Source organism: Streptomyces sp. KLMMK, from assembly GCF_036961605.1.
Lineage (GTDB): Bacteria > Actinomycetota > Actinomycetes > Streptomycetales > Streptomycetaceae > Streptomyces > Streptomyces telluris.
This window is the reverse complement of the sequence record NZ_JBAMDC010000367.1, coordinates 1-6,408: the sequence shown is the minus strand read 5'-3', so window position 1 is coordinate 6,408 and position 6,408 is coordinate 1. Positions and strand designations below refer to the sequence as shown.

General features: G+C 72.9%; 8 protein-coding genes. 6 read left to right on the top strand and 2 right to left on the bottom strand.

Translation table 11 applies throughout. The features are described 5' to 3' along the window. The 3 genes from V7793_RS31145 to V7793_RS31135 all read left to right on the top strand — a co-directional run. Positions 1-736: 2-oxo acid dehydrogenase subunit E2 (locus V7793_RS31145; protein ID WP_336012900.1), on the top strand; the 736-nt coding region annotated here is incomplete at its 5' end. Positions 737-912: 176 nt separating this feature from the next. Beyond that, the gene (locus V7793_RS31140) at positions 913-1,536 is read left to right on the top strand and encodes a GntR family transcriptional regulator (protein ID WP_336012897.1); all 624 of its coding nucleotides are present in this window, start codon (positions 913-915) and stop codon (positions 1,534-1,536) included. Between the two features lie 205 nt (positions 1,537-1,741). Beyond that, positions 1,742-2,707 carry a helix-turn-helix transcriptional regulator gene (locus V7793_RS31135; protein ID WP_336012894.1) on the top strand — a complete coding sequence of 322 codons (966 nt, stop codon included), beginning with the start codon at positions 1,742-1,744 and terminating at the stop codon, positions 2,705-2,707. Between the two features lie 45 nt (positions 2,708-2,752). Here V7793_RS31135 and V7793_RS31130 read toward each other — a convergent pair whose 3' ends face one another. Then, entirely contained in the window at positions 2,753-3,718 is a 966-nt protein-coding gene (locus V7793_RS31130) for an SDR family oxidoreductase (protein ID WP_336012891.1), read from the bottom strand. 170 nt (positions 3,719-3,888) lie between these two features. On the opposite strand from V7793_RS31130, the gene V7793_RS31125 reads away from it, so the two are divergent. Further along, the gene (locus V7793_RS31125) at positions 3,889-4,407 is read left to right on the top strand and encodes a DUF4240 domain-containing protein (protein WP_058044746.1); all 519 of its coding nucleotides are present in this window, start codon (positions 3,889-3,891) and stop codon (positions 4,405-4,407) included. 17 nt (positions 4,408-4,424) lie between these two features. Here the strand turns inward: V7793_RS31125 and V7793_RS31120 are convergent, their stop codons facing one another. Further along, positions 4,425-4,919 (bottom strand): GNAT family N-acetyltransferase, encoded by a 495-nt coding sequence (locus V7793_RS31120; protein WP_336012886.1) that lies wholly within the window; start codon positions 4,917-4,919, stop codon positions 4,425-4,427. Between the two features lie 63 nt (positions 4,920-4,982). On the opposite strand from V7793_RS31120, the gene V7793_RS31115 reads away from it, so the two are divergent. Beyond that, positions 4,983-5,891: a TIGR01777 family oxidoreductase gene (locus V7793_RS31115; RefSeq protein WP_336012882.1), complete on the top strand. Its 909-nt coding sequence runs from the start codon at positions 4,983-4,985 to the stop codon at positions 5,889-5,891. Positions 5,892-6,064: 173 nt separating this feature from the next. After that, a partial coding sequence (locus V7793_RS31110) for an FAD/NAD(P)-binding protein (protein WP_336012880.1) occupies positions 6,065-6,408 on the top strand: 344 nt, incomplete at its 3' end.

The window sequence follows — 6,408 nt, the reverse complement described above, 5'->3', positions numbered from 1 at the left end:
GCAGGCCTCGCCGCTGCGCGGTCAGACGGTCAAGATGCCGCGCATGCGCAAGGTCATCGCCGACAACATGATGAAGGCGCTGCACGGCCAGGCCCAGCTGAGCTCCGTGATCGAGGTGGACATCACCAAGATCATGCGGATGCGCGGCAAGGCCAAGGACTCCTTCGCCCAGCGCGAGGGCGTCAAGCTGTCGCCGATGCCGTTCTTCGTCAAGGCCGCCGTCCAGGCGCTGAAGGCCTACCCGGTCATCAACGCCCGGATCAACGAGGACGAGGGCACCATCACCTACTTCGACTCCGAGAACGTCGGCATCGCCGTCGACTCGGAGAAGGGCCTGATGACCCCGGTCATCAAGGGTGCGGGTGACCTCAACATCGCGGGCATCGCCAAGAAGACCGCGGAGCTGGCCGGCAAGGTCCGCACCGGCAAGATCAGCCCGGACGAGATGTCGGGCGCGACCTTCACGATCAGCAACACCGGCTCGCGCGGTGCGCTGTTCGACACGGTCATCGTGCCGCCGAACCAGGTCGCGATCCTGGGCATCGGTGCGACCGTCAAGCGCCCGGTGGTCATCAGCCACCCGGAGCTGGGCGAGACCATCGCCGTCCGCGACATGACCTACGTGACGCTCTCCTACGACCACCGTCTGGTGGACGGCGCCGACGCCGCCCGCTACCTGACGGCGATCAAGGAGCTGCTGGAGGCCGCCGAGTTCGAGGCCGAGATCGGTCTGTAGTCCTCGCGGCACGGCAGGATGGCACAAGGGCGCGGCCCCGGCTCGTTTCGTACGAGCCGGGGCCGCGCCCTTGTGCACCGCCGGGATAATTGAGGTCACCGCCCGAGTCACCGCCGCCCCCGCACCGCCGCACCACCCCGCACTACCGCGCACCACCCCGCTGAGGAGCCTCTCCCATGGCCACACCCGTCGTGCACTCGCTGCGTGAGCAGATCCGCGAGCACATCCTCGAAGGGATCGTCGGCGGGCGCTGGCAGCCGGGCGAGCGGATCGTCGAGCGGCGGATCGCCGCCGAGCTGGCGGTGAGCCAGACGCCGGTGCGCGAGGCGCTGCGCGAGCTGGAGTCCCTGCGGCTGATCGAGTCCTCGCCCAACAAGGGCGTCCGGGTCCGCGAGCTGACCGCCACGGACCTCAAGGAGAGCTATCCGGTCCGGGCCGGCCTGGAGCAGGTGGCCGCGGAGCTGGCCGCGCCCGCGCTGGCCGAGGACGTCTCGGCGCTGGAGCCGGAGGTGGCCGCGCTGTACGAGGCGGACCGGCTGGGCGACGGCGAGGCGCAGGTGCGGCACACGGTCGCCTTCCACCGGGAGATCGTGAAGGCCGCGGGCAACGCCGTCCTGCTGCACACCTGGGAGTCGCTGGGCATCGAGGTGTGGACGACGCTGTCGATCCGCTGGCTCAGCCCGGAGCCGCGTCCCCACGCGGAGGACCACGCCGAGATCGTGGCCGCGTTCCGGCGGCGCGACCCGGCGATCGGGGAGCTGCTGAAGACGCACGTGCTGAGCTGCGCGCCGCGGATCTGACCCCCCGCCGCCCCCGTTCGCGTGGTGTCTGTTGGGTCTCAAGGATTGATCGATCATCGATCAGGGGCGTACAGTCTCCGTCGAGCCGTCCCGCGCGCCCTGTCCTGTGTCGCGGAACGGTTCAGAAGTGACGACAGGAGCCCGTGCGTCTTCCTGCCCTGGCTGCGCACCGGCTCCTGTCGCCACTCCCCTTAACCTGTGAGCCATGCGCGCCGCACGGCTGATCAAATTGGTGCTGCTGCTCCAGTCCCGCCCTTCGATGACGGGCACCGAGCTGGCCCGGCAGCTGGAAGTCTCCGAGCGCACCGTCGCCCGGGACGTCCTCGCGCTGTCCGAAGCGGGTGTTCCCGTCTACGCCGACCGCGGCCGCACGGGCGGCTACCGCCTCGTCGGCGGCTACCGCACGCGCCTGACCGGCCTCGGCCGGACCGAGGCGGAGGCGCTGTTCCTCTCCGGGGTCCCCTCCGCGCTGCGCGAGATGGGCCTGGCCGACGCGGCATCGGCCGCCCGCCTCAAGGTCTCCGCCGCCCTCCTGCCCGAGCTCCGCGACGCCTCCGCGTCCGCGGCCCAGCGCTTCCACCTCGACGCACCCGGCTGGTGGCGCGAGGGCGACCCGCCGCCCCTGCTGCCCGCCGTCGCGGACGCCGTCTGGGACGACCGCCCCGTCACGGCCCGCTACCGGCGGCGGGACACCGAGGTCGAGCGCGAGCTGGAGCCGTACGGACTCATCCTCAAAGGGGGCATCTGGTACGTCGCGGCCCGCGTCGGCGGGCAGTTCCGCGTCTACCGGGTGGACCGCTTCACGGCCGTGGCCGCCGGGGCGGACCGCTTCGAACGGGACGAGGCGTTCGACCTGCCCGCCTTCTGGGAGGAGCGGGCGGCGGAGTTCGCCCGCTCGATCCTGCGCGACCGCGTCGGCCTGCGCCTCACCCCGGACGGCGCCCGGCGCCTGCCGCACGTGACGGACAGCGCGGCCGCCGCCGACGCCCTGGCGGCCGCCCCGGCCCCCGACGCCCTCGGGCGCGTCACGGTCACCCTGGCCGTGGAATCCCCGGAGGTGGCCTACGAGCAGTTGTCGGCGCTCGGCCCCGAGGCTGAGGTCCTGGGCCCGCCCGAGCTGCGCGAGCGCTTCGCGGAAGCGGCGAGAAGGGCGGCCGAGCTGTACGGCTGAGGCCGGCGCTGCGGGGGCGGGGCCCGCCCGGACCCCGCTCCACCGTCAGCGGTAGTCCGCCTCCCGGGGCTCCTCACCCGCCTCCAAGGCGCTGATGTACCCCCACGCATCCGGCTGCGTCCCGTCGGTGTCGGCGAAGCCGTAAACGCGGGCCAGCTGTCCGCTGGACAGCGACTGCCCGTTCCACCGCGCCACCTCGGGGTCGCCGGCGAGCGCAGCCACCGCGCGCCCGACGTAGGCCGGGCTCTCCGAGATGCAGAAGTGCGGGTCCTCCCGCAGGGCGTCGCGCCAGGTCTCCTCGGTCACCTTCTTGTACGTGTCCAGCATCGCCTCCGACCGCAGGTACCCCGGCGTGAGGCAGACCGCGGTGCACCCGAGGTCCCGGAGCTCCTCGGCGAGCCCCTTCGCCATGCGGATCGGCGCGTACTTGGCGAGGTCGAAGGCGAAGTGACCCCGGTAGTTCGCGTTGTACTCGGCCGTCCCGTCGGTCACCTCGACCACCAGCCCGCCGGGCCGCCGCGTCAGCAGCGGCAGCGCGAAGCGGCTGGTGATCAGGTGGGAGTCGATGCCGAGCCGCAGGATGCGCAGGTCCGCGTCCAGGTCGTGCTCCCACATCTTCCTGGTGAAGGCGTCGGGGAAGCCGACGAGGTGGTCGCCTCCCCACAGGCCGTTGACGAGCACGTCGAGCCGCCCGTGGTCGCGCTCGATGCGCTGCACGAGCGCCTCCACCTGCGCCGGCTCCAGGTGGTCGGTGGGCACGGCGATCCCCGTCCCCCCGGCCTCCGTCACCAGTTCGGCCGTCTCCTCGACGGTCTCGGACCGCCCGACCTCGCTGCGGTGCCCGCGCGTGGTCCGGCCGGTCACGTAGACGACGGCACCGGCCCGGCCGAGCTCGACCGCCATCGCGCGGCTCGCGCCTCGGGTGGCCCCCGCCACGAGGGCGACCTTGCCCGCGAGCGGCCGGCCTCCCTGCGTCTGCGTCTGTGCCTGCGTCTGTGCCTGCGTACCCATGTCCTCGGGTCTCCTCTCCTCGGTGCGGTCGTGACCCTGCCACCGAAACAAGACACCCTCTGTCCTGTTTCACGCGTCACACCGCGCCCGGTGGCACGCCCCGATAACGAGACGGCCGCATCCGCCCCGCTCCGCGTGCGGGGGCCGGTGCTTGGCCCGATGCTGGTGGCGTGGACGAGACGGAGTTCTGGGAACTGATCGACACCACGCGCGAGGCCGCCGAGGGCGACGCCGAGGACCAGGCGGACCTGCTGGTCGAGCGGCTGATGCAGCTCGACCCCGAGCGCGTGGTGGACTTCGCCCGGCACTTCGAGTCCCGCTACAACCGCGCCTACCTGTGGGACCTGTGGGGCGCGGCGGCGGTCATGCTCAATGGCGCGAGCGACGACGTCTTCGACTACTTCCGGTGCTGGCTGATCGGCCAGGGCCGGGAGGTGTTCGAAGGGGCGATGCACGACCCGGACCGGCTCGCCGAGCTCCTGGAGGACTTCGACGAGGAGGTCGACGGGGACGGCGAGGACCTGGGCTACGCGGCCGACGAGGCGTACGAGCAGCTCACCGGGGCCGAGACCCCGGACCTGGGGCTGCCCGACCAGCCGGCGGAACCGCTCGGCACGCCCGTCGACCCGGAGGACGAGGCGGCGCTCGCAGAGCGGTTCCCCGCGCTGTGGGAGCGGTTCAGGGAATAGGGGCCCGGCTCGGGGAGTCAGGGAGTCAGGGAGCGCCCCATCAGTACGTCGTCGACGTAAGCGCCCTCCAGCAGGAACTCCCCCGGCAGCACGCCCTCGACGACGAAGCCCTCCGAGGCGTACAGGCTCCGGGCGGGCGCGTTGTGCCCGAGCACCCGCAGCGTGAGCCGGACCGCCCCCTGCCGCAGGGACTCCTCGCCCGCCGCGCGCAGCAACGCCCGGGCGACGCCCTGCCCGCGGAAGTCGTCGTCCACCGCCAGCCCCTGGATCTGGCGCACGTGGGCGTTGCAGGCGAGCGGCGTGGGCGCCACCAGGCGTATGTAGCCCGCGAGCCGGCCGCCGGCCTCGGCCACCAGGATGTGCTCCGGCCGGTTCCGCTCGGTGAAGAACGGTTCGTACGGCGGCTCGGGCCGCGGCTGCACCGCGTGCAGGGGGGACCACGTGCGCCGGTCCAGCCCGGCGAGGGCTGCATCGTCGGCCTCGGTGGCCTTACGGATGATCGGATTCACCATGGTGCCACTGTGCCAGGCGCGCCCCGCGACCCCTCTGCCATTTTTTCGGGACCCGCGGGCAGGATGAGGCGTATGCGGATCGCGATCACCGGTTCCACCGGGCTCATCGGCACGGCGCTCGTGCGCTCCCTGCGGGCGGACGGCCACGAGGTGGTACGCCTCGTGCGGCGCGAAGCCCGCGCGCGGGGGGAGGTCTCCTGGGACCCCCTGCGGCAGACCGTCGACACCTCCGGCCTCGCCGGCTGCACGGGCGTGGTGCACCTGGCGGGGGCGGGCGTCGGCGACCACCGCTGGACGGCCTCTTATAAAAAGGAGATCCGGGACAGCCGTGTCCTCGGCACCGCCGCGATCGCCGAGGCGCTCGCCTCCCTCGACACCCCGCCCCGCGTGCTCGTCAGCGGCAGCGCGATCGGGATCTACGGCGACACGGGCGACCGGCTCGCCGACGAGAGCACCCCGCCCGGGCACGGCTTCCTCGCCGGCGTCTGCCAGGAGTGGGAGGACGCGGCCGGGGCCGCGGCCGAAGCGGGCGTACGGACCGTCTTCGCGCGCACCGGGCTGGTCGTGGCCCGCGAGGGCGGCGCGTGGGCCAAGCTCTTCCCGCTCTTCCGGGCGGGACTCGGGGGGCGCCTCGGCAACGGGCGGCAGTACTGGAGCTTCATCGCCCTGCAGGACCACGTCGCCGCGCTCCGCCACCTCCTGGAGGCCGACGACGTGGCCGGGCCCGTCAACCTCACCGCCCCCCATCCGGTCACCAACCGTCAGGTGACCGAGGTGATGGGGCGCGTGCTGCACCGCCCGGCGCTGTTCCCCGCCCCCGCCCCGCTGCTCCGGCTGGCCCTGGGCGAGATGGCCACGGACGTGCTGGGCAGTCAGCGGGTCGTGCCCCGGCGGCTGCTGGACTCCGGGTTCTCCTTCACCTTCCCGGACGTCGAGAGCGCCGTACGAGCGGCGCTGGCGGACACACGCTGACCCCGGACCGCGCACGCGGCCGGCGGCCGTGCTACCCGCCGTGCGACCGTGCCCTGTCCGTGCGCGACTGTTATTGACCGAATTTCTCTCTACGGTCAAGTCAAATCGCGCATCGCCACGGCCCGTTGAGGGCATCAGGGCACCGAGCGAGCGGACCGAACCCGGGAGGGCACGTGCTCAGCAGCGCACGCGACACCGCTATCGACGCCGACGTCGTCATCGTGGGAGCCGGCCTCGCCGGGCTCTCGGCGGCGCACCGGCTCACGGCCGCAGGGGTTACGGTCGCCGTCCTGGAGGCCGCCCCCCACGTCGGCGGGCGGATGGCCACCGACCGCGCCGACGGCTTCCGGCTGGACCGCACGGCCCAGCTGCTCAACACTTCCTTCCCGGAGCTCCTCCGCACCCCCGGCCTCGACGCGCTCGTCCTGAAGCCGTTCACGCCGGGGGTCCTCGTCCACGCCGACGGGCGCAACCAGCGCACGGCCGAACCCCGCACGGTCAAGCGCGCGTTCACCAC

Excerpts from the sequence above, each read along its gene's own strand:
- V7793_RS31140 (WP_336012897.1), top strand. The coding sequence starts at position 913 with ATGGCCACACCCGTCGTGCACTCGCTGCGTGAGCAGATCCGCGAGCAC.
- V7793_RS31135 (WP_336012894.1), top strand. The coding sequence starts at position 1,742 with ATGCGCGCCGCACGGCTGATCAAATTGGTGCTGCTGCTCCAGTCCCGC.
- V7793_RS31130 (WP_336012891.1), bottom strand. The coding sequence starts at position 3,718 with ATGGGTACGCAGGCACAGACGCAGGCACAGACGCAGACGCAGGGAGGC.
- V7793_RS31120 (WP_336012886.1), bottom strand. The coding sequence starts at position 4,919 with ATGGTGAATCCGATCATCCGTAAGGCCACCGAGGCCGACGATGCAGCC.
- V7793_RS31115 (WP_336012882.1), top strand. The coding sequence starts at position 4,983 with ATGAGGCGTATGCGGATCGCGATCACCGGTTCCACCGGGCTCATCGGC.